Origin of the sequence: Paracoccus sp. JM45 (assembly GCF_003590715.1) — a bacterium.
In the GTDB taxonomy this organism is placed as follows: Bacteria; Pseudomonadota; Alphaproteobacteria; order Rhodobacterales; family Rhodobacteraceae; genus Paracoccus.
Genome location: NZ_QQVY01000002.1, coordinates 167,208 through 191,086, shown reverse-complemented (window position 1 = coordinate 191,086; position 23,879 = coordinate 167,208). Strand labels below are relative to the sequence as shown.

The window sequence follows — 23,879 nt, the reverse complement described above, 5'->3', positions numbered from 1 at the left end:
CCCGCGATTTTTTCCGTTTTACCGGTAACTCCTTACCAATTATTTACTGCTGCCCCTCTAATTGGATGTGACCATTATCCACGGGGATCTGCATGAAAATCGAACCCATTATATCGACGCAAGCCGATACACCGCGCGCGGTTGTCGAATCAAAACTGGAACAGGCGTTTCTGGAAGAAATGCTGAAATACTGCGGCCCCTCGGCGCTGGAGGGGGAATTTTCCGGCGGCGCCGGAGAAGACCAGTTCAATAGTTTTCTGAACCGTGAATATGCAGCCAGTCTTGCTGGCCGGCTTGACCTTGGATTGGGTCGGCAAACGGGCGGGACATTATCATGAGCCGTGTCCTGTCCCGCCAGATCAGCCAGATCCGCATGGCATTGCTGTCGGGTGATGCGCAATCCGCGCTGGTCCGTATCGATGACCTGACGCGCCTTGCCGCACGGCATGGCATCGACGCACCGACCCGCAGCCTGTTGGAACCGGCGTTGGCGGATCTGCGTGATCTGGCGCAGGCGTCCCTGTCGGGGGCCCAGCAGGCGGCCGATCAGGTGCGGGCGATCATCCATGCCGCGCGCAGCCTGCAAACATATGATTCCTTCGGGCAGAAACTGGTCACGGCCACGCGGTCCAATTTACCGCAAAGATTTTGATAAAATGCTTTGAAAGGTTTGTTTGGAGGAGGGGGGCTTATTCACTAGTTGTAAATCACCGGCAGTTAAAACGGTGTCATGCCAAGAACGGCGCAGGGCAAAGGCCCGCCAGGTCAGAAGGCCGCAAATGCAAACCCCGGTGCAAAGCACCTTTTGACGGAGGACAATATGTCCAGCATTCTGACCAATAACAGCTCGATCGTTGCACTTCAGACCCTGAAGTCGATCAACTCGCAACTGGGTAAAACCCAAAGTGATATCGCGACCGGTAAAACCGTCGCCAACGCCAAGGACAATTCGGCTGTCTGGGCCATCTCGAAGGTGATGGAAACCGACCAGTCGGCGTTCAAGGCAATCCAGTCGAACCTGAATGTTGCCGATGCAACCATCGCAACTTCGCGGACGGGGGCAGAACAGGTCACCAATCTGCTGCAGGAAATCAAGGATCTGGCCATCGGTGGTACCGTCAGCACCGCCGATTTCGCCAAAATCGATACGGATATCGACGCCAAGTTCAAGCAGATCGCGGCAGTCATCTCGGGAACGCAGATGAATGGTGTGAACCTGTTGAAATCCGGTGAAACCATGAGCGTTGTCGGTTCGCTTGACCGTGTCAACGGAACTGCCGAAACGACGGCGAACCGGATCGATATCGCCTCTGTTGATCTTGAAGGTAGCCTGGGCCTTGATCTGAGCACGGGTGTTTCGTCCGCTTATACCGGCATCACGGACACCGCCTCTGCCGAGGCAATGGTCACTGCAATCGAGACCATGATCAATGCTTCGGTCAATGGTGCAGCGCAGTTGGGTTCTGACGGCAAGCGTGTCAGCGACCAATCCGATTTTGTCGGAAAACTGGCAGATTCGCTGACGCAGGGTGTCGGTTCGCTGGTCGATACCGACATGGAAGAAGCATCCGCACGCCTGCAGGCGCTGCAGACGCAACAGCAGCTGGGCATCCAGGCGCTGTCGATCGCGAACCAGTCGCCATCGGCCGTCATGTCGTTGTTCCGCTGATAACACTGCAGGGGGCGTCTTCCGGCGCCCCCTGATCCCCATTTACTTCCAGAACGGGAAACACGACCTTGAACGCGGTAACGCCATTGACCCGGCATGGGTACACGACAAGCGGCCTGCGCACGGCCCGTGATACGGAATACGACATCTTCTCTCGGGTGACGCGGATGTTGCGTCAGGCTGGGCGAATGGCGGACAACCGTGACACCATTATGGCCGTTCAGAAAAACAGCGAATTATGGAGCCTGCTTGCCATTGATCTGGCGGATCCGGGGAACGGATTGCCGGATGTGACAAAAGCCGGGCTGCTGTCTTTGGCCGGTTTTGCGGTTCGCCATGGCAAAGCGGTTCTGGCAGGCGGTATCGCCACAGATCCGCTGATCGATATCAATATGACCATTATGCGCGGACTGCGCGGTGAGGGCGCAGTATGAGCGGCCTTGTCCTGAAGCTGGCCCCGAACGAGCGTGTTCTGATCAACGGTGCAGTTATCGAAAACGGGGAAAAGCGCTCCAAGATCGCGATCAAGACCCCTAATGTCAATGTATTGCGTTTGCGCGATGCCATCCATCCCGACAACGCGGCGACGCCGGTATCGCGCGCCTGCTATGTCGCCCAGTTGATTCTGTCCGGCGATGCGGATCCGGTCGAGGGTCGTAAGCAACTGCTGTTCGCCATCGAACAGCTAAGCCAGGTGTTCGAGGATCGTGACAGCCGTCTTTTGCTTGCCGATGCGACCCAGGCGGCGATTGACGCAAACCCCTATCAGGCCATGCGCAAGCTGCGTGAATTGTTGCCGCGCGAAGCGCGCCTGTTCGCCGCAGCAAGGCAGTGACCGGATGGGCACGATCAATATCGGCATCAGCGGTGTTGCAGGCTGGAAGGTCCTGCAGCGCACCGAAGCCCGCCAGATCGAAGCGGTGGCCAAGGATCCGGTGGTTGTGCGATCCACCGCCTATTTCAAAGACAATATCGCCAAGACGGCGAAGGCTGAAGAGCTGGTCAAAGATTACCGGTTGCTGAACACAGCCCTATCGGCCTTCGGGCTAGAGGGGGATATTGCCAATAAGGCGTTCATTCAGAAGGTGCTGGAATCTGATACCAGCGATTCAAGTTCTTTGGTGAACAGGCTGGCGGATAAGCGGTACCTGAAGCTGGCACAGGCCTTTGGTTTCGGCAATGAAACCCCTGCCGCGGATCTGGGCGAAACAGTCTCGCAGGCCTATATCCAGCGTGAATTCGAACGCCGGGTTGGTGAAAGCGATGAAAACATGCGCCTTGCCCTGAACGCCCGCCGCGAATTGGAGGCGATGCAAAAGCGCAGTTCATCCGACAAAACCCTCTGGTATGAAATCATCGGTAACGAACCCCTGCGCGCGGTCTTCGAAGGGGCGTTCGGGTTTGGTGACAGCTATAGCAACCTGTCGATTGACCGGCAATTGGAAGAATTCATGAAAGCCTCGACCCGTATCCTCGGCAGCTCCAGCTTCAAGGATATCACAGCGGCGGATACCACCGATAAGCTAGTCATCAACTTCATGGCGCGGTCGCAATTGACCGAATCTGTTGCCCAAAACCGCTATAGTGCGGCACTGACCTTGCTGACCGGGGTTTAGCACGCCACGTTAACTTTGCAGCTGTCACCGACCGCTTGACGCCCTGTGGCTTTGCGCCAAAGATGTCATCTGGCCAGAATTCGGCCCTTGGCCCGCTTGACGCACCTTGCGTCGAAGCGTTGCATGTCTATAACCCCAGACGATTTGCCGCGATCCATCATCCAAGCCCGGGGGCAAGACCATGCCGAAAAGAACCGATATTAAGTCGATCCTGATCATCGGAGCGGGGCCGATTGTCATCGGGCAAGCCTGCGAATTCGACTATTCCGGCGCACAAGCCTGTAAGGCCCTGCGCGAGGAAGGTTACCGGGTGATTCTGGTAAACTCGAACCCCGCTACGATCATGACCGATCCCGAAATGGCCGATGCCACCTATATCGAGCCGATCACCCCCGAAGTCGTCGAAAAAATTATCGCCAAGGAACGCCCCGACGCGTTGCTGCCGACGATGGGCGGACAGACGGGTCTGAACACCGCTTTGGCGCTGGCCGATAATGGTGCGCTGAACCGCTATGGTGTCGAACTGATCGGCGCGCAGCGTGGCGCGATTGAAATGGCCGAAGACCGCAAGCTGTTCCGCGAGGCGATGGACCGCATCGGGATCGAGAATCCCAAAGCGACGATCATTGCCGCCCCCAAGCTGGCGAACGGCAAATACGACATCAACACCGGCGTTGCCCAGGCCATGGACGCGTTGGAAGAAATCGGCCTGCCCGCGATTATCCGCCCCGCATTCACGCTTGGCGGCACAGGTGGCGGTGTTGCATATAACCGCGACGATTATGAGCGGATCGTCCGCTCGGGGCTGGATGCCTCGCCGATGGCGCAGGTGCTGGTCGACGAATCCCTGCTGGGCTGGAAAGAGTTCGAGATGGAGGTCGTGCGCGACCGCAACGACAACGCCATCATCGTCTGCGCCATCGAAAACATCGACCCGATGGGCGTGCATACCGGCGACAGCATGACGGTTGCGCCTGCACTGACCCTGACCGACCGCGAATACCAGATCATGCGCAATGGCAGCATCGCCGTTCTGCGCGAAATCGGTGTCGAAACCGGCGGATCGAACGTGCAATGGGCGATCAATCCCGAAGATGGCCGCATGGTCGTGATCGAGATGAACCCGCGCGTGTCGCGCAGCTCGGCGCTGGCGTCCAAGGCGACGGGTTTCCCGATTGCCAAGATCGCCGCGAAACTGGCCGTGGGTTACACGCTGGACGAATTGGACAACGACATCACCAAGGTGACGCCGGCCAGCTTCGAACCCAGTATCGATTATGTCGTCACCAAGATCCCGCGCTTTGCCTTTGAAAAATTCCCAGGCAGCAAGCCCGAACTGACCACCGCCATGAAGTCGGTCGGTGAGGTGATGGCCATTGGTCGCAGCTTCCATGAATCGCTGCAAAAAGCCCTATGCTCGATGGAAAACGGGCTGACGGGCCTGGACGAAATCGCCATCGAAGGTGCGGCTGATCAGGGCAAGCCTGCGGTCATCGCGGCGCTGTCCAAGGCCACCCCCGACCGCATCCGCGTCATCGCCGAGGCGATGCGTTTCGGCCTGTCGAACGATGAGATCCAGCGCGTCACCAGCTTTGATCCGTGGTTCTTGGCTCGTATCCGCGAAATCATCGACGCCGAACATCAGGTCCGCGAAAACGGTCTGCCGCAGGACGAAGACGGTCTGCGCGAATTGAAGATGATGGGCTTTACCGATGCCCGTCTGGCACATCTGACCGATCAGGACGAAGACGCCGTGCGCCGCGCCCGTCGCAGCTTGGACATCCGTCCGGTCTTCAAGCGCATCGACACCTGTGCCGCCGAGTTTGAGGCGCAGACCCCCTATATGTATTCGACCTATGAAGCCCCCGCGATGGGTGACGTGGAATGCGAATCCCGCCCGACGGATGCCAAAAAGGTCGTCATTCTGGGCGGCGGTCCGAACCGGATCGGGCAGGGGATCGAGTTTGACTACTGCTGCTGCCACGCCTGTTATGCGCTGACGGATGCCGGTTATGAAACTATCATGGTCAACTGCAATCCCGAAACGGTCAGCACCGACTATGACACCAGCGACCGCCTGTATTTCGAACCGCTGACCTTCGAACATGTGCTAGAAATCCTGCACACCGAACAGCAGAACGGCACGCTGCATGGCGTCATCGTCCAGTTCGGCGGCCAGACGCCCCTGAAGCTGGCCAACGCGCTGGAGGCCGAGGGCATCCCGATCCTTGGCACCACACCTGATGCCATCGATCTGGCCGAAGACCGCGAACGTTTTCAAGACCTGTTGAACCGTCTGGACCTGCGCCAGCCGGTCAACGGCATCGCCAGCAGCGGTGAGCAGGCCATCGCGATCGCCAATGACATCGGCTTCCCGCTGGTGATCCGTCCGTCCTATGTTCTGGGCGGTCGCGGCATGGAAATCGTGCGCGATATGGACAACCTTAAGCGGTATATCACCGAAGCTGTGAAGGTTTCGGGCAAGAACCCCGTGCTGCTGGACAGCTATCTGTCGGGCGCGATCGAGGTTGATGTCGATGCCCTGTCGGATGGCCAAAACGTCCATGTCGCAGGCATCATGGAACATATCGAGGAAGCAGGCGTCCATTCCGGCGACAGCGCCTGTTCGCTGCCCCCGCATACCCTGACCCCCGACACCATCGCGGAAATCAAGCGCCAGACCGTGGCCATGGCCCGTGCGCTGCATGTGGTGGGCCTGATGAACGTGCAGTTCGCGCTGAAAGACGGCGAAATCTATGTGCTGGAAGTGAACCCGCGCGCCAGCCGCACGGTGCCCTTCGTTGCCAAAGCCACCGACAGCGCCATCGCTTCCATCGCCGCACGCCTGATGGCGGGCGAACCGATGTCGAACTTCCCCGAACGCGCGCCCTATCCCGCGAATGCCGGCCCCGAGGATGATCTGCCCTTCGCCGATCCGATGACCTTGGCCGACCCGATCACCCCGTGGTTCAGCGTGAAAGAGGCTGTCTTGCCCTTCGCCCGCTTCCCCGGTGTCGATACGCTTCTTGGGCCGGAAATGCGCTCGACTGGTGAAGTCATGGGCTGGGACCGCAACTTTGCGCGGGCCTTCCTGAAGGCGCAGATGGGCGCCGGTGTGGAACTGCCGCATGAGGGCTGTGTCTTCCTGTCGGTCAAGGATTCGGATAAATCCGACGCATTGGCCGAGGCTGCGCGCGATCTGATCGCAATGGGCTTTACGCTGATGACCACCTCGGGGACAGGGGACTTTCTGTCTGCTGCCGGTGTGCAGACACAGCGGGTCAATAAGGTCTATGAAGGACGCCCCAATATCGTTGACCGCTTGAAGAACGGCGAAATCGCGATGGTTCTGAACACGACCGAAGGCGCACAGGCCATCGCTGACAGCCGTGAGATCCGCGCGGTCGCACTTTATGACAAGATCCCCTATTTCACCACCGCCGCAGGCAGCATCGCAGCAGTGGCCGCGATCAAGTCGCGCGGCGAAGGCGAAGTCGGCGTCCGCAGTCTGCAGGCGTAAGAACCCCATCTTCCGGTCCGACCCTGTCGGGCCAGATGCATCCCAAAAGACGGCCCGAAGTTGACAAAGATCAACTTCGGGTTGTTGCGTGTTTTTTGCTACCTATGGTTGTGTTATAGTGCATTTGACACAAAGATCGCCGACTTATGCCAGAGCGTACCGGTCAGGGCGATTTCTGAACCACCATTTTCCCCCGAAATGACATCAGAGGTTTTCATGTCCCAAGCAACCGCCGCAGAACGCTATTTCCTTCAGCTGATCAATGAGGAACGTGCGGGATACGGGCTGCAACCCTTGATGCTGGAAACACGGCTGAATGATTCCTCGCAGGCGCATAGCGGCTGGATGTTGGGTCGTGATGTGTTTTCGCATCAAGGGGCGGGGGGATCATCGGCGACGGACCGTCTGCGCGACGCAAATTTCCCGTTGGAGGACAGCTGGCGGGTGACCGAAAATCTGGCCTATGTCTCGGCCGATCGTGACGGCACCCTGTTCGACGAGGTCCGGCAGCTGCACCAGAACCTGATGGACAGTCCGGGCCATCGCGCAAATATTCTGGACCCTGATGTCGATTATATCGGGATCGGCCTGCAGACCGGCGATTTCAACGGCACACGGGTTCTGATGGCCACGCAGAATTTTGCGGCGACGGGCGGCGCGCTGAATCTGGACGTTGCCACTGGCGTGACCATCGGCATGGTGGATCGCCCTGATACGGGCATGACCTCGACCGCGGAATGGCTTGAGGACAACGGATCGGTCGCCAACAGCGCCTTTGGGACCGACGGTGATGACCGGATCACCAAAGGCGCAGGTGCCCAGGACCTGACGGGTGCTGCGGGCGATGATCTGGTTGCGGGCGGTGCCGGTCATGACACATTGCGCGGCGGGTCCGGCAGTGATGTCCTGCAGGGCCAGAACGGCTATGATGTTCTTGTCGGCCAGAACGGCAATGATATCCTGAATGGCGGCGCTGGCAGGGACAGTCTGATGGGTGGCAGCGGTCGCGACCAGCTGGGCGGCGGGGCAGGGCATGACCAGCTGTTCGGCCATAAGCACAATGACCTTCTGCGGGGCGGTCTGGGGAACGATACGCTGAAGGGCGGGCAGGGGCAGGATACGCTGGTGGGCGGCCTTGGCGCTGATGTGCTGACGGGTGGCGGCGGCGCGGATGAATTCGTCTTTGCCGGAAAAACCGGCGTCGATCGCATCACGGATTTCAACACGGGTCAGGACCGGCTGATGATTTCCGATAATCTGGTCACCGGATATCTGCCGGATTTCGTCGATAGCAACATCACCGAAACCGACCGCGGTGTCCTGATTACCCTGTCACAAGGTCACCGCATTCTGGTCGAGGGGGCTGACCTGACCGCACAGGATGTCGCCGACGACATCTTCCTGTTCTAGGACCGGTTGAGCAGATAGCAGTCCATGATCCAGCCATGCGCGGTGCGGGCCGACTGGCGTGTGGCGATGATGCGGGGACCAGCCTCGGCCAGCGGCCCATGGTCAAGGATCTGCTGCGGCATACCAAGGAACGCACCCCACCAGATGTCGATACCCGTGGCGGGCAGGGTCTGGAAGGCGCAGGTCCCGTCAAGCATCACGACCAACCGGTCAACGCCATCAGGCCAGCCGTGGTCGCGCAGATTGCGCCCCGTCGTAATCTGCGCGGCAGCGCCCAGACCGTTCAGGGGAATGGCATGGGCGGCGCATAGCGCCTGAATGGCGGTGATCCCCGGAATGACTGTAACGTCCAGATCCAGCCGTGCGGCAATCCGCAGGCTGCTGTCATAAAGCGAGGGATCGCCCCAGACCAACAGCGCCACATTGCCGCCATCGGGCAGATGCGTATTGATCCGGTCGCGCCACACATCTGCGATGGCGTCATGCCAGCGGTCCACCGCACCCAGATAATCTGGGTTGGCGGTATCCCGACGCGGCAGGTCGAATTCGACCACCCGCATCGGTGCCTTTGTCAGATGCCGGTCCAGCATGGCACGCCTGATGCCCGCCAGATCGGCCTTATCGTCACCCTTCAGCGGGATCAGCACCAGATCCGCCTGCTGCATCGCCGTGATGGCCTGCAACGTCAGATGGTCTGGATTGCCCGTGCCGATCCCGATCAGGGTAAGGGTGATCATGCGTAAAGCCGCTGTGTGACCAGCCCGCTGTGGCGCAGGCCGCGCAGGGATTTCGCGCCTGCCAGAACGGCCAGATCGACCAGCGGCTCCAGCGCGATGACCAGCATATAGGCTGCGCCGAAGGTCGCGACTCCGGACCATGCCTCGACGCCCTGACCATAGAAGGCCCAGAAAGCGACCCATGCGACGACGCCGCCTTGGAACGCCGTCGACAGCGCCAGCGCCTGACCGTATGTCAGATCAACATAGGCGGTCTTCGGCGCGATGATCCGGCCCGCCAGCGCCGAAACGGCAAACAGCGGCACCAGAAGCGAGGTGACGTTCATCCCGTATTGCGGCAGATCGGCGGGCGCAAAGAACAGCCCTTGGGTCAACAGCCCAAGCGCCAGACCGATGGCCGCAGGTGCCGCCCCGAATAACAGGAACAGGGTCGATCCCATGATCAGGTGAACCTCGGACACACCGACGGGCATGGTGGGCAACACTTGGAAAAAGACAAAGGTGGCGATGGTGGCCAGCACACTGCGACCCGCCAACGACAACAGCCCGCGTTCGCGTAGCGCGTCAAAGGCGATCTTGGCGGTGTAAACGACAGCCGTGGCTGCGGTGGCATAGCCAAGGATCAGCTTGGCGCCATTCACGACACCATGTTCGATATGCATGTTCAGTCTCCTATAGCCGTCATCCCCGACGGCGGGAAAATTGGCTGCATGGCCGGTTTCCTGGCTTGCGGGTCGATGCGTGGCGTCGGCCTTCCCAGACGCGATGGTCCAGTGGCGTTGGTGACGCACGCTCTCCGCATACAGTCGCGGGGGCGGCTGGGGCTTCGGGCGCCGCGATTGGGTCCGCCCTTCCCCATTCCCGATGAAGCCCGACGCTTACCCGTCTGAACGGGCACCATCCAGATGGTCAGATAGACGTGATCACGCCCCGCGCGTCAAGTCGCGGCAGGGGCAATCATGTGAAAGAAGGTGCCGGTGACCTGACCCCCGCTATCCATTGCGCGGTATGATCCCGTTTCGGGAACCGCCGCGCCGTTGGCATCTGTCACGCGCGCCAGCGGGGCATCGGGTTGATCGATAATGGAGGCATAGTGGAATTCATGCCCCCGCAGCGCCTGTTGCCCGATGCCCGGAAAGGGTGCCACCAGATCGGCGCGACGATAGCCCAGATGCATCCGGCGCTTGTGATAGCTTGTTTCCAACCCCAACAGGCCCAGCATCCGGTGGCGTTCGCCCGCGGCATCGACCAGCCCCGCGCCAAGCGCCATATAGCCGCCGCATTCGCCATGCACCGGACGGGTCGCTGCAAAGCGGTGCATCCCATCGCGGAAATTGTCGGAGGCGGCCAGTTTCGGCGCGTGCAGTTCAGGATATCCCCCCGCCAGCCAGCAACAATCGGCGCTGTCATCGGGAGCCTGATCAGCCAATGGCGAAAACGGCAGGATCGTCGCACCCGCCTTGCGCCATGCCTGCAGGACGTGAGGATAGGTAAAGCTGAACGCCGCATCGCGGGCCAGCGCGATGCGGCCCCCCGGCGGGATGATCGGCAGGGGCGCATCGGCATCGGGCAGGGTGCGGCTGGCGGCGGCAGCGATGATGGCATCCAGATCGCAATGCGCGCCGACAAAATCGCCAGCGTGGTCAAGGATCGCCTGCAATTCAGGCGTTTCTTCGGCCTGCACCAGACCCAGATGGCGTTCGGGCAAGGTGATATTGCCTTGGCGGGGCAGGGCGCCAAGCACAGTGATGCCTGCCTCGGCCATGCCTTCGCGAATTAGCGTGTCGTGGCGGGGCGACGCCACGCGGTTCAGTACAACGCCCGCAAAGGGCAGGTCGGGTCGCAGGGTCGCAAAGCCCCGCGCCACCGCCGCCGCCGATTGCGCCTGACCCGAGACGTCGAGGATCAGCACGACGGGCCAGCCCATCATCTGGGCCACCTCGGCGCTGGACCCGATGCCAGTCTCGCCCGCCTTGGCTACGCCGTCGAACAGGCCCATGGACCCTTCGGCCAAAATCAGGTCGGCATCCGGCTGGCCGGTCACATGACCGATAATCCGGCCCGGTTGCATGGCCCAAGCGTCGATATTGAACGAGGCCCGACCGGATGCCGCAGTATGAAATGCCGGATCGATGTAATCCGGCCCTGATTTGAACGGCTGCACCGCCATCCCCCGCCGTCGCAGCGCGGTCAGCAGGCCCAGCATCAGCATGGTCTTGCCCGTCCCCGAGGCGGGGGCGGAAATCATCAATCCGGGGGTGCTCATTCAGGGAACCTCGGATCTGGACCGACGGGGCGGTATCGGCGGTCATAATCGGTGGCGTAAAGACGGCTGTCGTCGAAACCGTCACCGGCAAGGGCGGGGCCAACAAGGATCAGCGCCGTGCGGTCGATGCCTTGGGCGTCTTTGGCGATATTGGCCAATGTCGACCGGATCACCCGCTGGTCAGGCCAGCTGGCGCGCCAGACAACGGCCACGGGACAATCAGGGCCGTAATGCGGCGTCAGATCGGCCACCACCTGATCCAGCGCATGGATCGACAGGTGGATCGCCAGTGTCGCGCCGGTTGCCGCAAAGGCGGTCAGGCTTTCGCCCGTAGGCATGGATGACGCCCGCCCCGGTGTGCGGGTCAGCACCACCGATTGCGCCAGTCCGGGAAGGGTCAGCTCGGCTTCCAGCGCGGCGGCGGCGGCGGCGAATGACGGCACGCCCGGCACGACCTGCACGGGGATATCCAACGCCCGCAGGCGGCGCAGCTGTTCGCCCATCGCCGACCAGACCGACAGATCGCCCGAATGCAGTCGCGCCACATCCTGACCTGCCGCATGGGCCGCCTGCATTTCCGCGATGATCTGGTCAAGGCTGAGGGAGGCCGTGTTCACGATCCGCGCACCCGTCGGGCAATGGGTCAGCAGCGCAGGCGGCACAAGGCTGCCCGCATACAGACACACCGGACATGCTGCGATCAGGTCGCGCCCGCGCAAGGTGATTAGGTCGGCCGCGCCGGGTCCGGCACCGATAAAGTGGATGGTCATGAAACCTCTGCGATGGCGATGGTGATGCGGCCGCATTCCGAAACGATACGCGGCTGGGTCAGCTTTGCGGTCGGTCCGGCGGCGACCAGCGCCGCTGCCTCGGCCACCGAACCTGTGGCGTGCAGGGCCTGAATGCGGGGCGATTGGGAGGGCGTTTCGATGCCTGCGATCTCGACAATCTGTAAAGGCAGGTCCAGCGCCTGTGAAAGCTGTTCCAGCAGGGGGGCGCGGATGGCGATGCCTGCCAGAATATCCGCATCAAGCTTGGCGACAGCTTGGGTCAATGCCGCCAGCGGGGTGTCATTGCGACAGCCGATACCCGCGACCTTCATCGGGTCACCGCCCATTGAAGGACGGGTCGGGCGGGTTGCCAGCCGCGCATGGTGCCTAAGGGGGCCGCGCGGGCGATGTCGATGCGCATCAGGTCGCCTCCGTTATGGGTGTGAAGCTGTGTCAGCAACATTTCCGTTTCCAATGTGACCGCATTTGCCACCAGTACCGCACCTGCGGGCATCAGTGGCCAAAGGGCCTGAAATACGCTCTCTGATCCGCCGCCGCCGATGAAAACCGCATCGGGATCGGCCAGACCGGTCAGCGCTTCCGGCGCTTTGGCATGCAGCACGGTGACAAGATGGTCGACGCCAAAGTTGGCGATATTTGCGCGGATCAGGTCGACCCTGTCGGCGCGCGGTTCGATACAGATGGCGCGCCCACCGGCCAAGGCCCATTCGACCGAGATCGCGCCCGATCCTCCGCCGATGTCCCACAAAAGCGCATTGGGGCGGGGGGAAAGCGCGGCCAACGTCATGGCGCGGATGGGTGATTTGGTGATCTGCCCCGCATGGTCAAAGCTGTCATCGGGCCGCCCTGCCGTGGCACTGATGCCGGTGCCGCGCGGCAGGTCCGCGCCGTCAATGGCCACCGCCACAGGTGCCGCGATGCCGGACAGCGCAAATCGGTCGGCGCGTGTCCTGTGCAGCCGTTCGTCAGGTCCGCCAAGCCGTTCCATAACTGTCAGATGTGCAGCGCCAGCCCCTTGTGTGCACAGCCAGTCGGCCAGCGCCGCCACAGCTGCCGCGTCACGTAAGGTGGCGATGATGCGGCATCCGCGCACCAGATGCGGGCGCAGTCGGGCAAAGGGTGCGGCATGCAGGCCAAGTGTCACTGTGGCCTCGGCCCGCCAGCCAAGCCGCGCGCAGGCCAGACCGATCACGCCCGCCACCGGCAGCGCCACCCAGTCGGCAGGGTCCAGATGCGCGGCCAGTGTGCCACCCGCCCCGTGCCAGAAAGGATCACCCGAGGTCAGGGCCACGACCCGTCGCCCTTTGGCCGCCAGCACCGGCGCAATATCGAACGGCACGGGCCATGGCCGGCCCTTATCGGTCACCCCTGCCAAGGCCAGATGTCGCGGTCCGCCAAAGACCAGATCAGCGCGCGCCAGTGCCTGACGGCTTGCATCCGGCAGGCCGGATAGGCCATCTTCGGCGATACCGATGATCGTCAGCCAAGGTTCAGACATGACACGCATCCTGCTGCTGGGCGGCACGACCGAGGCCAGCGCCATGGCCCGCTTTCTGGCAGATCAGGGCCTTAATGCCCAGTTTTCCTATGCTGGTCGCACGATGTCCCCTGTGGCCCAGCCTTTGCCCACCCGCATGGGTGGCTTTGGCGGCGTGCAGGGTCTGGCGCAGCACCTGCGCGATGGCGGGTTTACGCATCTGATCGACGCGACCCATCCCTTTGCCGCCCAGATCAGCGCCAATGCGGTTAACGCGGCAGCTTTGGCGGGGGTTCCGCTGCTGTGCCTGCAACGTCCGGCATGGGTGGCAGGGCAGGGTGATCGTTGGACCCGCGTCAGCGACATCGCCAAGGCGGCATCGGCCTTGCCCGCCAGCCCCACCCGCGTTTTTCTGGCCATCGGCAAGCAGAATTTGGACGCTTTTGCCGGTCTGCCGCATCACTTCCTGCTGCGGTTGGTCGATCCGCCCGTTGCCATGCCCTTGCCCGACGCGCAGGTCGTGATTGCACGCGGTCCCTTTACCGCGCAGGGGGATGCCGCGTTGATTCGCGACCACCGGATCACCCATGTCGTTGCCAAGAATGCAGGGGGCATGGGGGCGGTGGCCAAGCTGACCGCCGCACGTGAATTGGGGGTGCAGGTCATCATGATCGACCGCCCCGTCCTGCCCGAACGGGCAGAGGTCAGCGAACCCGAACTGGCGCTGGCCTGGATACATCAAACGGCCCGTCGCGGGGCATAGACCCATTTGCCCACCCTGCGCGTCGCGGCATTGCCGACCAGAACGACGGTGCGCATATCGGCCATTTCGGGCGTTGCCTCGGACAGGGTGACGGTGGTCAGGGCTTCATCGGGTGTGCTGACCGCGCGGGCAAAGATGATCAGGCGGTCGGGGCCGCATTCCTCGCGCAGGATCTCCAGCACGCGGGTGAACTGATGCGGGCGGCTGGCGGATCGCGGGTTATAGAAGGCCATGGCGAAATCACCGCGGGCGGCGTGGCGCAGACGTTGTTCCACCATCTTAAACGGTTTCAGATTATCGGACAGGTTGATGGCGCAGAAATCATGGCCCAAGGGCGCACCGGCGCGTGCCGCTGCCGCCAGCATCGCCGTAATGCCCGGAAGGATGCGGATATCGGTGTCGATCAGGTCGGGGGTGGCCTCCAGCGCCTCGAACAGGGCGGATGCCATGGCGAAGACCCCGGGATCGCCCGAGGAGACAATCACCACCCGCTTGCCATCCGCCGCCATTTTCAGCGCCAGTCTTGCACGGTCCAGCTCGACTCGGTTGTCGGAGGGGTGCAGCACCAGCCCCGCCCGCGGTGCGACCCGCGCGACATAGGGGATATAGCCGATGACATCGGTCGCCTGTTCCAGCGCCTGCATGACCTGAGGCGTCACAAGCGCATCATCCCCCGGCCCAAGGCCCGCGACGGTGATCCAGCCGCTCATTCCACATCCCCCGACAGGGCGACGGGGCGGCGACCTTGGCCATGGACCAGCACGATGGCGAAATAGGGGCAGTCGGCATCCTGCACATCGGCCAGCCGCGCGATGCGTTCATTGGGCATGGTGCCGCGTTCAATCAGCCACGCATCGTCCAGACGGCCCGCTCTGGCCAGCGCACGGCGGACTTTTGGCAGGTTGCGTCCGGTCTTCATGACGACCAGCGCGTCGGCGCAGGTGATATGGCGGTGAAGGTCATCCTCGGGCAATGTGCCCATCAGGACGGTCAGCACATCATCGCCCCATGTGATCGGCGTGCCGCTGGCGTTCCAGCAACCGACCATGCCCGGAATGCCCGGAATGACCTGCATCGGCACCTGATCACGCAGGCGCACATAAAGATGCATGAACGACCCGTAGAGGAACGGATCACCCTCGCACAGCACGACCACATCGTCGGTTGCTGCCAAGTCGCGCAAACGTGCCGCCCAGTCATCGTAAAAGCGCGACAGCAGGTCGTTATATTCCAGGCTGTCGAAGGGAATTTCCGTCGTGACAGGGTATTCCATCGGGTATTCAGCGGCCCCGTCATCCAGCATGCCGGTCACAATGCGGCGTGCCTGCCCCTGACGTCCCGGCTTGCGGAAGAACGCCACATGGCGCGCGCCGCGAATGGCGCGGTCGGCCCGGACCGAGATCAGGTCAGGATCGCCCGGTCCCAGTCCTGCACAGATGATCTGTCCCATGGGCTTATTCCTTCCGGCTGGCCAGCGCGTTGATTGCGGCCACGGTGATGGCCGATCCGCCAAGCCGTCCCTGCACGATGACCGATGGCACAGGGGCCGCTGCCATCAGCGCATCCTTGGATTCCGCCGCACCGATAAAGCCGACGGGACAGCCGATGATTGCGGCGGGGCGGGGACAGTCGGGGTCCTCCAGCATGTTCAGCAGGTGGAACAGCGCGGTGGGGGCATTGCCGATGGCGACCAGCGCGCCTGCCAGATGCGGGCGCCACAGTTCCAGCGCGGTGGCGCTGCGGGTGTTGCCCATGTCACGGGCCATGTCGGGCACGCGGGGGTCGTTCAGGGTGCAGATGACCGGATTATCGGCGGGCAGGCGGGCGCGGGTGACGCCTTCGCTGACCATACGCGCATCACACAGGATCGGCGCACCGCCCGCCAATGCGGCACGGGCGATGGTCGCCATGCCGGGGGTGAAACGGACATAATTCTCAAGCCCTACCAGACCTGCGGCATGGATCATGCGGGTGACGACGGGTTCTTCATCAGCGTCGAAACGCGTCAAGTCGGCCTCGGACCGGATGGTGGCAAAGGACTGACGATAGATCGCGGCCCCGTCCTTTTCATAGTCATACGGCATCAAAGCACCTTCGGCAGTTGGTCAGAGTGGAGCCCGCGCAAAACCGGCGCATCATGCGCGCAGCCATGGCGGATCAGGTCAAAGCCTTGCGGCGTAGCGGTCAGCGTGATGTCGGCCTTGCGCGGCCAGCCGCAGCCTTTGGCGCAACCCGACACGTGCAGCACTGCACCATCCGGCACAAAGGGCGCAAGACCATGCGCCACAGAACGCGTCGCGGCATGGGCCTGTGTGCAGCCGGGCGCACCGGTGCAGGCCCGCAGGCGCAGGCGTGGGTCATCAGCGGTCAGGATCAGACCGTCCATCGCGGGCAGGCATCCCGCACCCTGCACCAGCAGCATCCGCCACGGCGTCAGGCGCAGCGGACCAAGACGTCCCAAGCGGCGCAATGTGTCGGGGGGAATTTGCCCGAATTCAAACCCTGCCAGAAATCCATCTGCTACAGCACCCGGCGTCGCGGCCCGGGCGGGGGCAGGTGCCGCGATATCAGCGACTGGCCGGACGCCCTTGGCAATCAACGCCGCCATCCGACCACGACCGCCAGAGGCGCCGCCCTTGGCAAGGAACCAACCGGCCAAGGCAATCGCATCCTCTGGTGCGTGAAAGGCCGATGCAAACATCATGCCATCGGCGCGCAGGACCAACGTATCGCCCAACCGTTCGATCCGAATATCGGCAGGATCATCGGTCAGAACCGGCGCTGGGCCGGTATCGACCGCAAAGCCGAATTTGGCAGGCAGGGTCAGCGTACTGTTGGCTAAAGCTGCTTCCAGATCGTGGACCAATCCATCAGTCGTGCCGTCACCAAAGGGTGTGACAATGATATTGCGCCGCGTTTCCGTGGCGATATCAGGGTCAACCAAATCCAGCGCCCGCAGATCCGCGATCAGCGGCGTATGGCTGTCGGGCGTGACACCGCGTAATTGCAGATTGCCACGCCCCGTCAGGTCGATCAGCCCGTTACCATAGGTTTGCGCCGCATCGGCGATCCCCGTTGCCTGAGTGCGGGACAGCTTCGCGCCGTGCGGCTTGATACGTACAACCCAGCCATCGCCTGATTCCATCGGACGCAGGGCACCGGGGCACCAGCCCTTCACGCCGCTCATGCGTCCGGCCCCAAGCTGGCGGCGATCGAGTTTCGCCGCGTCACCCACAGTCCCGCATCATGCAACCGCTGGAACAGATCGCGCATGGCGGCCAAAGCCTCGGGGTTGGCGGTTTGCATGAAGGCGGTGATGTCGTCGCGGCCCAACGTGGCCTCGTGATACAGATCGAACAGATGTGGCGGCACCGCGCCTGCCAGATGCGCGAAGGCAGCCATGTGGTCCAACGTTGCGGCGATTTCAGCCGCGCCGCGGAAGCCATGGGCGGTCATCGCATCGGCCCAACGCGGATCGGTGGCGCGGGCGCGGACGGTGCGTGCGATTTCCTCGGTCAGGGTGCGGGCGCGGGGGCGGTCTGGCTGCGTGGCGTCCAGATGATACAACGCGGGGGCATCCGCCCCGATGCGGGCCATGGCGGCGGCAAAGCCAGCCTCGTGTGCGGCATAATCGGCGGCCAGCAGCAGGTCGCTTTCGGGCAGGTCCTGCGCGTGGACAAAGCTGTCTGCGGTTTGCAGGCGGGCCTCGATCCCGTCACGGTCTTGCGTGACAGCGCCATCCTGCCCGATGGCCCAGCTGGAGGCGGTGATCCAAGCCTCACCCGCTGCCTGCCTTGCGGCGTCGGTAAAGGTATCGGGGGCGGTGCCCATGCCCAGCCCGTATTGGCCGGGTTCGGGGCCGAACACCCGTGCCACACGCGCGGCGTAGGGGTTCATATCGGCGGCCTCCTCGCGTTCGGCCAACGCCTGTGCGCCGGTTTCGAACAACTGTGCCAGCACGGGGAAGACATCGCGGAACAAGCCCGACACCCGCAGCGTCACGTCGATGCGCGGACGGTCCAGCAGCGCCAGCGGCAAGATTTCCACGCCTGATACCCGCCCCGAGCCTTCGTCCCAGACAGGCTTCAGCCCCGCCAGATGCAGCGCCATGGCGAACTCCTCACCGGCGGTGCGCATCGTGGCGCTGCCCCACAGATCGACAACCAAGCCGCGCGGCCAGTCGCCGTGATCCTGCAGGTGACGACGTAGCAATTCCTCGGCCAGTTTGATGCCTTGGGCATGTGCAGCGCGGGTCGGCACGGCACGTGGATCGGTGGCAAAAAGGTTGCGCCCTGTGGGCAGCACATCCGACCGGCCCCGTGCAGGTGATCCCGAAGGCCCCGCCGCGACATGGCGGCCCGACAGCGCGGCCAACAGACCCGCCTGTTCCTGCGGCCCGTATTCGCCTTGGCCGAAGATATGCAGACCCTGCCCGTATTGGCTTTCCTTGATGTCACAAACAAAGCGGTCGATGCGGGTGATCGCCTCGGCCTCACTCGCATCGGGGGGGATGCCCAGATCACGGTCGACGCCAAGCGCGCGCGAGGTGTCGCGGATATCGCTGACCAGCCGGTCGCGGCGGGCAGGGTCCAGCCCGTCGGCGGTCGAATATTCATCCAGCAGGCGTTCCAGCCCCGCCATGCTGTCAGGCACCGCTGCGGCCAGCATAGGTGGGGGCAGATGACCCAAAGTCACGGCACCAAGGCGGCGCTTGGCCTGCGCAGCCTCACCCGGATCATTGACGATGAACGGATAAATCACCGGCAACGCACCGGTCAGCGCCTGCGGCCAGCAATCATCCGACAGCGCCACCGATTTTCCGGGCAACCATTCCAGCGTGCCATGCGCGCCCATATGGATCATCGCGTGCAGCCCCTGTGACCGCAGCCACAGATAGAAGGCGACATAGGCATGGCGCGGCACGCGGGTCAGGTCGTGATAATCATCATCGCGGGTGGCGTGATGGCTGCGTTCGGGTTGCAGCGCCATCAACAGTTTCCCCGCACGGATGGCGGCGAAATGGAACGCGCCATCCCGCATGTCGGGGTCGGTTTCGGGTGCGCCCCATGCGGCATCCAGATCGTCGCGCAGAGTTGCGGGCAGGGTGGCCAGCGCAGTGCGATATTCGTCCAGCGGCCATGTATTGCGTTCGCGGGTCAGATCGCCCTGAATGGGGGGAACATCATAGCCGTGATTGGCCAGTAGTTCCGCCACCCCATGGGCCGAGGCAAGCGCATCCAGCCCCACGGCATGCGCCATCTGCCAGTCGCGCCCCGGATAGGTGGACAAAATTAACGCCAACTTGCGATCTGTGGCAGGTGTCGCGCCAAGGCGGTGCCATGCGGCGATGCGGTCGGCGGCGGCATCGACCAGCGCGGCATCGGGGCGATGGGCAAAGCGGGAATATTGCAGGTCGGGGTCACGTTTGGCGGGGGATTTGAAGCTGATGACACCGGCAAGTATGCGTCCGTCCACCTCGGGCAGGACTACGTTCATGGCAAGGTCGGATGGCGACAGCCCGCGTTCGGCCTGATGCCATTCGCTGCGGCGGTTGGTGGACAGGGCGATTTGAAAAACGGGGCTGTCAAAGCCGTCGAAGGCGCCACCATTTTCGGTATGGGCCGAAAAACCGGTGGCATTGACGATGGTGGCGGGGACGTCGGGCAAGGCACCGCGCAACCATTCGGCAAACCCCGAGGCCTTGAGCGACGGTGCAAAGGCACCGCAGGCGTTAAGGCCACGCGCACGCAAGGCGTGGATCATGGCGTTAATCGCGGCGGTATCGGCCGCGGCCAACCAGCTGCGATAGAATGTGACCAGCGCCAAGGGACCATCAGGTGGCGTTTCGATGATGCCCAGTTCGGGATCATAAAGCCCCATCTGGGGCAGGGTCTTGCGCCCCAAAACCGGGGCCGCATGCAGTCCCGCAGCGATTGCCATCTGTGCCAGTGCTGCTTGGGCCGCCACCGCGCCGCCTTGGTCGCAATGTCGCCGTAACACGCGCAGCACCGATGCGGGCACGGTGGACACCTGATCCAGCCGCGCATCATCGCGTCCGTCGGCGGGCAATACCGCCAGCGCAATGCCGCGCCGCCGCGCCAGATCCTGCACGGATGCCAGACCATAGGGCCAATAGGCCTCGCCCCCGATCAGGCGGATCAGGATGCCTTTGGCCCCCGACAGCGTCTGGTCCAGATAGGTGTCGACCGACACCGGATGGCGCAGCGCGACAAGGTTGCACAGCCGCGTTGACGGCAGCCCCCCCGCCGCGCGATGCCAGCCCGCCGCGAATGCGCCAAGATCGCTGTCCGAAAAGGACAGCACCACCAGATCCGCCGGCGACTGGCCGGGGTCATAGGGGGCGTCGGACTGGTCCAGCCCGTGGCGTTCGCGGAAGACGACGTGCATCAGGCAGGCACGCCCGTCAGCATGGCGCGGATCGCCTCGGGGTTCACATCGTCATGTTCGGCGATGACCACCAGCTGCGACCGGCGCGGCTGATCGCCCCACTGACGGTCATATTGGTGACGCACCCGCGCACCCACGGCCTGCACCAACAGACGCATCGGTTTGCCCTGAACGGCGACATGGCCTTTGACGCGCAGGATGTTCTGTTCAACGGCCAGACGTTCAATAGCCGCGACCAGATGCGCGGGGTCGGTGATTTCGGGCAGGTCGATGATGACCGTGTCGAAATCCTCATGCTCGTGATCGTCATGGCCATCATGGTGGCTGGGACGGGCGGCCAGATCGTCTTCGGCGGCGGCGTTCAGGCCCAAGATCACCTGCGGGTCAATCGCGCCTTCGGTGACGGTCAGAATCGGCAGCTTGCGCGGGGCGTGTTCCAGAATGGCGGCACGGGCGGCGGCGACGCCAGCATCACCGGCCAGATCGGCCTTGGTCAGCAAAACGACATCGGCGCAGGCGATCTGATCCTCGAACACCTCGGACAGGGGCGTTTCGTGGTCAAGGCTGTCGTCGGCGGCGCGTTGGGCGTCCACGGCGGCGACATCGGGGGCGAAACGGCCCGCGGCGACGGCTTCGGCATCCGCCAATGCAATCACGCCGTCGACGGTGATGCGCGACCGGATGGCGGGCCAGTCGAAGGCCTTCAGCAGGGGTTTCGGCAGCGCCAGCCCCGAGGTCTCGATCAGGATGTGGTCGGGCTTTTGCGGCAGCGCCATCAGCCGTTCCAGCGTCGGGATGAAATCATCGGCGACCGTGCAGCAGATGCAGCCGTTCGACAGCTCCATGATGTTTTCGGCCGGGCAATTGTCGTCGGCGCAGCCCTTCAGGATTTCGCCGTCCACGCCCATGCTGCCGAATTCATTGACCAGCACTGCCAGCCGCTTGCCCTGCGGGTTCTGCATCAGATGCCGCACAAGGGTGGTTTTTCCTGCGCCCAGAAAGCCGGTGATCACGGTAACGGGGGTCTTGGTCAGATCGGACATGGGGGTCACTCCTGCGGGGGGATGCGGGCAAGGCTTTGCTTGCGGAAAATGGTCGGGCGTTCGCGCCAAGGCACAATGCCATCGCTGCTGGCAGCATAGGCGGCGGCACCCGTGGCGATGTCGGCGGCATCTTCGGGGGTCAGGCGGCCATAGACATAGGACCACTTGCCCGCACCCGAAAGCGAGACGGCGCAACCTTGCGAACAGGCGGACAGACATTCGACGGGGCGGATTTCCACACCTTCGGGCGGCGCATCCGTCAACGCCTGATGCAACACCGCGCCGGGGCGGGGGGCATCGGGGTCCTCGGCGGGCACCATTCCGCGGCAGGTGGTGCAGACATGCAAAATGGCGCGCATTGCGGCCCTTCCCTTCAGCTTTGGCATCAGGATGTGGCCAAGGATAACGGCACGGATCATCCGGCCATTGTCCAACTGGTCACGACACACCCCGGTCGCCCGTCATCATCATGTGCTGGCAGGTCTCCCGGCTTGCGGATTCAGGGCTTTGGCCCAATGGTCGTCCCACCTTCCCGGCCCGCGTATGGGCCAGTGGTTCGGGCGACCTTTCCGGTCACGGTCGCGGGGGCGGCTGCGCTTGGGCGGGGCTTTGTGGCCTTGCCTGTCGCATTCCCTCTTCGCCTGCCTTACGACAGGAACCAACACGCGCCAACCAAAGGCCCGCAGCCCCGATTTGTCAACCCGAAGGAGCGATTTCATGACCCAGTCCGACCCCATTCCCGAACAGGATCTGGCCCGCCACATACAGAAAATGGCCAAGAAAAAGGCCGCCCGCGACCGGATGATGGAAACCAAAACCGGCGAAAAAGGCCTGATCATCGTCCATACCGGCCCCGGCAAGGGCAAATCCAGCAGCGGCTTTGGCATGATCATGCGCTGTATCGCCCATGAAATGCCCTGCGCGGTCGTGCAATTCATCAAAGGTGCGTGGGACACGGGCGAACGCCGCCTGCTGACCACGCATTTCAGCGAATTATGCCAGTTTCACAGCATGGGCGAAGGCTTTACTTGGGAAACGCAGGATAAATCCCGCGACATCGCTGCTGCCGAAGCAGGCTGGGAACGGGCCAAGGAATTGATCCGCGACCCCGAAATCCGCATGGTTTTGCTGGACGAAATCAACATTGCCTTCCGCTATGGCTATCTGGATGTGGAACAGGTTCTGGCGTTTCTGGCCGCTGAAAAGCCGCCTATGACCCATGTGGTGCTGACCGGTCGCGGTGCCCCCGACAGCCTGATCGAGGCGGCCGATCTGGTCACTGAAATGGGACAGATCAAGCATCCGTTCCGTGCAGGCATCAAGGCACAGATGGGTGTCGAGTTCTGATAATTTTTGCAATGCGGCACAAAAAGTTGACCTTGCCGTGAACCCGTGCCTCGATACGCGGGTTCACTTCGTGCACCAAGCAAAGGACGATCCGACCATGACCCCGCCCAAGCTTCCACAAGATGCCGCGCTGTTTCTGGATTTCGACGGATGTCTTGTCGATATTGCTGCCCGTCCGGATGCTGTCGTCGTTTCGTCTGAATTACTGGCACGGTTGGGAAAGCTGTATGACCAGCTTGGCGGGGCGGTGGCGCTGATATCGGGTCGCGATGTGGCCGATCTACGCGGCCATGTGCCCGATTTTCAAGGTATTGTCGCGGGCAGCCACGGGGCCGAACTGTCACTGGCCCCCGATATGATCGAGGCTGTCCACCAGCAGCCCTTCGATGTCGCGGCCCTTCACCGCGCGGCGCATGAACTGGCCCGCCCCCATCCCGCCTTGTTGGTTGAAGAAAAGCCCCATGGCGTCGGGCTGCATTACCGCGCCGACCCCGGCCTGCAGGATTACGTCGAAAAGGTCATGCAGGATTTGTTGGCCACCTATCCGGGGCTGATGCTGCAACCGGCAAAAATGGCGATGGAGATCAGACCCCAAGGTGTTGGCAAGGACAGCGCGCTGGCCGCATTGATGCAGCGCGAACCTTTTGCGGGGCGTGTGCCCGTCTTTGCAGGGGATGACACCACCGATGAACCCGCGATGGTGCAGGCGCAATCGCTTGGCGGCTTTGCCATCAAGATCGGCGATGGTCCGACCGCCGCGGAATACCGCCTTGCTGATCCTTCGGCGCTGGCCGCTTGGCTGGACGCATCGATTAACTAATTTCCAAGGAGC

At 62.8% G+C, this 23,879-nt stretch carries 24 protein-coding genes and 2 riboswitches; of the genes, 11 read left to right on the top strand and 13 right to left on the bottom strand.

The window, feature by feature from the left end:
• Positions 1-92: 92 nt before the first annotated feature.
• The 8 genes from DWB67_RS04655 (at position 93) to DWB67_RS04620 (ending at position 8,215) form a co-directional block, all read left to right on the top strand.
• Positions 93-338 carry a rod-binding protein gene (locus DWB67_RS04655; RefSeq protein ID WP_119806354.1) on the top strand — a complete coding sequence of 82 codons (246 nt, stop codon included), beginning with the start codon at positions 93-95 and terminating at the stop codon, positions 336-338.
• Positions 335-652 (top strand): hypothetical protein, encoded by a 318-nt coding sequence (locus tag DWB67_RS04650; protein ID WP_119806353.1) that lies wholly within the window; start codon positions 335-337, stop codon positions 650-652. Before DWB67_RS04655 ends, DWB67_RS04650 begins: the two co-directional genes overlap by 4 nt.
• A 168-nt stretch (positions 653-820) precedes the next feature.
• Positions 821-1,669, top strand: a complete 849-nt coding sequence (locus tag DWB67_RS04645; protein WP_119806352.1) for a flagellin — start codon at positions 821-823, stop codon at positions 1,667-1,669.
• Between the two features lie 68 nt (positions 1,670-1,737).
• On the top strand, positions 1,738-2,103 hold the full coding sequence (locus DWB67_RS04640) for a flagellar biosynthesis regulator FlaF (protein ID WP_119806351.1): 366 nt from the start codon (positions 1,738-1,740) through the stop codon (positions 2,101-2,103).
• Positions 2,100-2,504 (top strand): flagellar biosynthesis repressor FlbT, encoded by a 405-nt coding sequence (gene flbT, locus DWB67_RS04635; RefSeq protein WP_119806350.1) that lies wholly within the window; start codon positions 2,100-2,102, stop codon positions 2,502-2,504. The genes DWB67_RS04640 and flbT overlap by 4 nt, the downstream gene beginning before the upstream one ends.
• A gap of 4 nt (positions 2,505-2,508) precedes the next feature.
• Complete coding sequence (locus DWB67_RS04630; RefSeq protein WP_182911488.1) at positions 2,509-3,285, top strand: DUF1217 domain-containing protein; 777 nt, start codon at positions 2,509-2,511, stop codon at positions 3,283-3,285.
• 181 nt (positions 3,286-3,466) lie between these two features.
• A complete protein-coding gene (gene carB / locus DWB67_RS04625) occupies positions 3,467-6,805 on the top strand; it encodes a carbamoyl-phosphate synthase large subunit (protein WP_119806348.1) in 3,339 nt (1,112 codons plus the stop codon).
• A gap of 216 nt (positions 6,806-7,021) precedes the next feature.
• Entirely contained in the window at positions 7,022-8,215 is a 1,194-nt protein-coding gene (locus tag DWB67_RS04620; protein WP_119806347.1) for a CAP domain-containing protein, read from the top strand.
• Here DWB67_RS04620 and cobF read toward each other — a convergent pair.
• The 6 genes from cobF to cbiE form a co-directional block, all read right to left on the bottom strand.
• Positions 8,212-8,952 carry a precorrin-6A synthase (deacetylating) gene (gene cobF / locus DWB67_RS04615; protein WP_119806346.1) on the bottom strand — a complete coding sequence of 247 codons (741 nt, stop codon included), beginning with the start codon at positions 8,950-8,952 and terminating at the stop codon, positions 8,212-8,214. The genes DWB67_RS04620 and cobF overlap by 4 nt on opposite strands.
• Positions 8,949-9,614 (bottom strand): energy-coupling factor ABC transporter permease, encoded by a 666-nt coding sequence (locus DWB67_RS04610; protein ID WP_119806345.1) that lies wholly within the window; start codon positions 9,612-9,614, stop codon positions 8,949-8,951. Before DWB67_RS04610 ends, cobF begins: the two co-directional genes overlap by 4 nt.
• 32 nt (positions 9,615-9,646) lie before the next feature.
• Positions 9,647-9,869, bottom strand: a riboswitch (cobalamin riboswitch).
• 20 nt (positions 9,870-9,889) lie between these two features.
• Positions 9,890-11,218: a cobyrinate a,c-diamide synthase gene (locus tag DWB67_RS04605; RefSeq protein WP_119806344.1), complete on the bottom strand. Its 1,329-nt coding sequence runs from the start codon at positions 11,216-11,218 to the stop codon at positions 9,890-9,892.
• On the bottom strand, positions 11,215-11,988 hold the full coding sequence (gene cobM / locus DWB67_RS04600) for a precorrin-4 C(11)-methyltransferase (protein ID WP_119806343.1): 774 nt from the start codon (positions 11,986-11,988) through the stop codon (positions 11,215-11,217). The genes DWB67_RS04605 and cobM overlap by 4 nt, the downstream gene beginning before the upstream one ends.
• A complete protein-coding gene (locus DWB67_RS04595) occupies positions 11,985-12,335 on the bottom strand; it encodes a cobalamin biosynthesis protein (RefSeq protein WP_255418555.1) in 351 nt (116 codons plus the stop codon). The genes cobM and DWB67_RS04595 overlap by 4 nt, the downstream gene beginning before the upstream one ends.
• Entirely contained in the window at positions 12,317-13,507 is a 1,191-nt protein-coding gene (gene cbiE / locus DWB67_RS04590; RefSeq protein WP_119806341.1) for a precorrin-6y C5,15-methyltransferase (decarboxylating) subunit CbiE, read from the bottom strand. Before cbiE ends, DWB67_RS04595 begins: the two co-directional genes overlap by 19 nt.
• Here cbiE and DWB67_RS04585 point away from each other — a divergent pair.
• Positions 13,506-14,249, top strand: coding sequence for a cobalt-precorrin-6A reductase (locus DWB67_RS04585; protein WP_119806340.1), 744 nt, complete (start codon positions 13,506-13,508; stop codon positions 14,247-14,249). The genes cbiE and DWB67_RS04585 overlap by 2 nt on opposite strands.
• On the opposite strand, the gene cobJ is transcribed toward DWB67_RS04585, so the two are convergent.
• From cobJ to DWB67_RS04550, 7 genes are read right to left on the bottom strand one after another with little or no spacing between them, the layout of a single operon-like run.
• Positions 14,225-14,959, bottom strand: coding sequence for a precorrin-3B C(17)-methyltransferase (gene cobJ, locus DWB67_RS04580; RefSeq protein WP_119806339.1), 735 nt, complete (start codon positions 14,957-14,959; stop codon positions 14,225-14,227). The two genes, DWB67_RS04585 and cobJ, sit on opposite strands and share 25 nt — an antisense overlap.
• Positions 14,956-15,699 (bottom strand): precorrin-2 C(20)-methyltransferase, encoded by a 744-nt coding sequence (locus tag DWB67_RS04575; RefSeq protein ID WP_119806338.1) that lies wholly within the window; start codon positions 15,697-15,699, stop codon positions 14,956-14,958. The genes cobJ and DWB67_RS04575 overlap by 4 nt, the downstream gene beginning before the upstream one ends.
• A gap of 4 nt (positions 15,700-15,703) precedes the next feature.
• Positions 15,704-16,333 carry a precorrin-8X methylmutase gene (locus DWB67_RS04570; protein ID WP_119806337.1) on the bottom strand — a complete coding sequence of 210 codons (630 nt, stop codon included), beginning with the start codon at positions 16,331-16,333 and terminating at the stop codon, positions 15,704-15,706.
• On the bottom strand, positions 16,333-17,436 hold the full coding sequence (gene cobG / locus DWB67_RS04565; protein WP_119806336.1) for a precorrin-3B synthase: 1,104 nt from the start codon (positions 17,434-17,436) through the stop codon (positions 16,333-16,335). The genes DWB67_RS04570 and cobG overlap by 1 nt, the downstream gene beginning before the upstream one ends.
• Positions 17,433-20,657 carry a cobaltochelatase subunit CobN gene (gene cobN, locus DWB67_RS04560; RefSeq protein WP_119806335.1) on the bottom strand — a complete coding sequence of 1,075 codons (3,225 nt, stop codon included), beginning with the start codon at positions 20,655-20,657 and terminating at the stop codon, positions 17,433-17,435. The genes cobG and cobN overlap by 4 nt, the downstream gene beginning before the upstream one ends.
• A complete protein-coding gene (gene cobW / locus DWB67_RS04555; RefSeq protein WP_119806334.1) occupies positions 20,657-21,700 on the bottom strand; it encodes a cobalamin biosynthesis protein CobW in 1,044 nt (347 codons plus the stop codon). Before cobW ends, cobN begins: the two co-directional genes overlap by 1 nt.
• 5 nt (positions 21,701-21,705) lie before the next feature.
• Positions 21,706-22,059, bottom strand: a complete 354-nt coding sequence (locus DWB67_RS04550) for a DUF1636 domain-containing protein (RefSeq protein ID WP_119806532.1) — start codon at positions 22,057-22,059, stop codon at positions 21,706-21,708.
• A gap of 99 nt (positions 22,060-22,158) precedes the next feature.
• Positions 22,159-22,378: riboswitch (cobalamin riboswitch) on the bottom strand.
• 39 nt (positions 22,379-22,417) lie between these two features.
• On the opposite strand from DWB67_RS04550, the gene cobO reads away from it, so the two are divergent.
• Both cobO and otsB read left to right on the top strand, forming a co-directional pair.
• Positions 22,418-23,047, top strand: coding sequence for a cob(I)yrinic acid a,c-diamide adenosyltransferase (gene cobO, locus DWB67_RS04545; RefSeq protein ID WP_119806333.1), 630 nt, complete (start codon positions 22,418-22,420; stop codon positions 23,045-23,047).
• Between the two features lie 97 nt (positions 23,048-23,144).
• Positions 23,145-23,867: a trehalose-phosphatase gene (otsB, locus tag DWB67_RS04540; protein ID WP_119806332.1), complete on the top strand. Its 723-nt coding sequence runs from the start codon at positions 23,145-23,147 to the stop codon at positions 23,865-23,867.
• Positions 23,868-23,879 lie beyond the last annotated feature (12 nt).

Excerpts from the sequence above, each read along its gene's own strand:
- DWB67_RS04610 (WP_119806345.1), bottom strand. The coding sequence starts at position 9,614 with ATGCATATCGAACATGGTGTCGTGAATGGCGCCAAGCTGATCCTTGGC.
- DWB67_RS04630 (WP_182911488.1), top strand. The coding sequence starts at position 2,509 with ATGGGCACGATCAATATCGGCATCAGCGGTGTTGCAGGCTGGAAGGTC.
- DWB67_RS04585 (WP_119806340.1), top strand. The coding sequence starts at position 13,506 with ATGACACGCATCCTGCTGCTGGGCGGCACGACCGAGGCCAGCGCCATG.
- DWB67_RS04595 (WP_255418555.1), bottom strand. The coding sequence starts at position 12,335 with ATGGGCGGTGACCCGATGAAGGTCGCGGGTATCGGCTGTCGCAATGAC.
- flbT (WP_119806350.1), top strand. The coding sequence starts at position 2,100 with ATGAGCGGCCTTGTCCTGAAGCTGGCCCCGAACGAGCGTGTTCTGATC.
- cobM (WP_119806343.1), bottom strand. The coding sequence starts at position 11,988 with ATGACCATCCACTTTATCGGTGCCGGACCCGGCGCGGCCGACCTAATC.
- DWB67_RS04620 (WP_119806347.1), top strand. The coding sequence starts at position 7,022 with ATGTCCCAAGCAACCGCCGCAGAACGCTATTTCCTTCAGCTGATCAAT.
- DWB67_RS04570 (WP_119806337.1), bottom strand. The coding sequence starts at position 16,333 with ATGCCGTATGACTATGAAAAGGACGGGGCCGCGATCTATCGTCAGTCC.
- otsB (WP_119806332.1), top strand. The coding sequence starts at position 23,145 with ATGACCCCGCCCAAGCTTCCACAAGATGCCGCGCTGTTTCTGGATTTC.
- cobW (WP_119806334.1), bottom strand. The coding sequence starts at position 21,700 with ATGTCCGATCTGACCAAGACCCCCGTTACCGTGATCACCGGCTTTCTG.
- cobG (WP_119806336.1), bottom strand. The coding sequence starts at position 17,436 with ATGAGCGGCGTGAAGGGCTGGTGCCCCGGTGCCCTGCGTCCGATGGAA.
- DWB67_RS04605 (WP_119806344.1), bottom strand. The coding sequence starts at position 11,218 with ATGAGCACCCCCGGATTGATGATTTCCGCCCCCGCCTCGGGGACGGGC.
- cobF (WP_119806346.1), bottom strand. The coding sequence starts at position 8,952 with ATGATCACCCTTACCCTGATCGGGATCGGCACGGGCAATCCAGACCAT.
- DWB67_RS04550 (WP_119806532.1), bottom strand. The coding sequence starts at position 22,059 with ATGCGCGCCATTTTGCATGTCTGCACCACCTGCCGCGGAATGGTGCCC.
- cobN (WP_119806335.1), bottom strand. The coding sequence starts at position 20,657 with ATGCACGTCGTCTTCCGCGAACGCCACGGGCTGGACCAGTCCGACGCC.
- cbiE (WP_119806341.1), bottom strand. The coding sequence starts at position 13,507 with ATGTCTGAACCTTGGCTGACGATCATCGGTATCGCCGAAGATGGCCTA.
- DWB67_RS04645 (WP_119806352.1), top strand. The coding sequence starts at position 821 with ATGTCCAGCATTCTGACCAATAACAGCTCGATCGTTGCACTTCAGACC.
- carB (WP_119806348.1), top strand. The coding sequence starts at position 3,467 with ATGCCGAAAAGAACCGATATTAAGTCGATCCTGATCATCGGAGCGGGG.
- DWB67_RS04655 (WP_119806354.1), top strand. The coding sequence starts at position 93 with ATGAAAATCGAACCCATTATATCGACGCAAGCCGATACACCGCGCGCG.
- cobJ (WP_119806339.1), bottom strand. The coding sequence starts at position 14,959 with ATGAGCGGCTGGATCACCGTCGCGGGCCTTGGGCCGGGGGATGATGCG.
- DWB67_RS04650 (WP_119806353.1), top strand. The coding sequence starts at position 335 with ATGAGCCGTGTCCTGTCCCGCCAGATCAGCCAGATCCGCATGGCATTG.
- DWB67_RS04575 (WP_119806338.1), bottom strand. The coding sequence starts at position 15,699 with ATGGGACAGATCATCTGTGCAGGACTGGGACCGGGCGATCCTGACCTG.
- cobO (WP_119806333.1), top strand. The coding sequence starts at position 22,418 with ATGACCCAGTCCGACCCCATTCCCGAACAGGATCTGGCCCGCCACATA.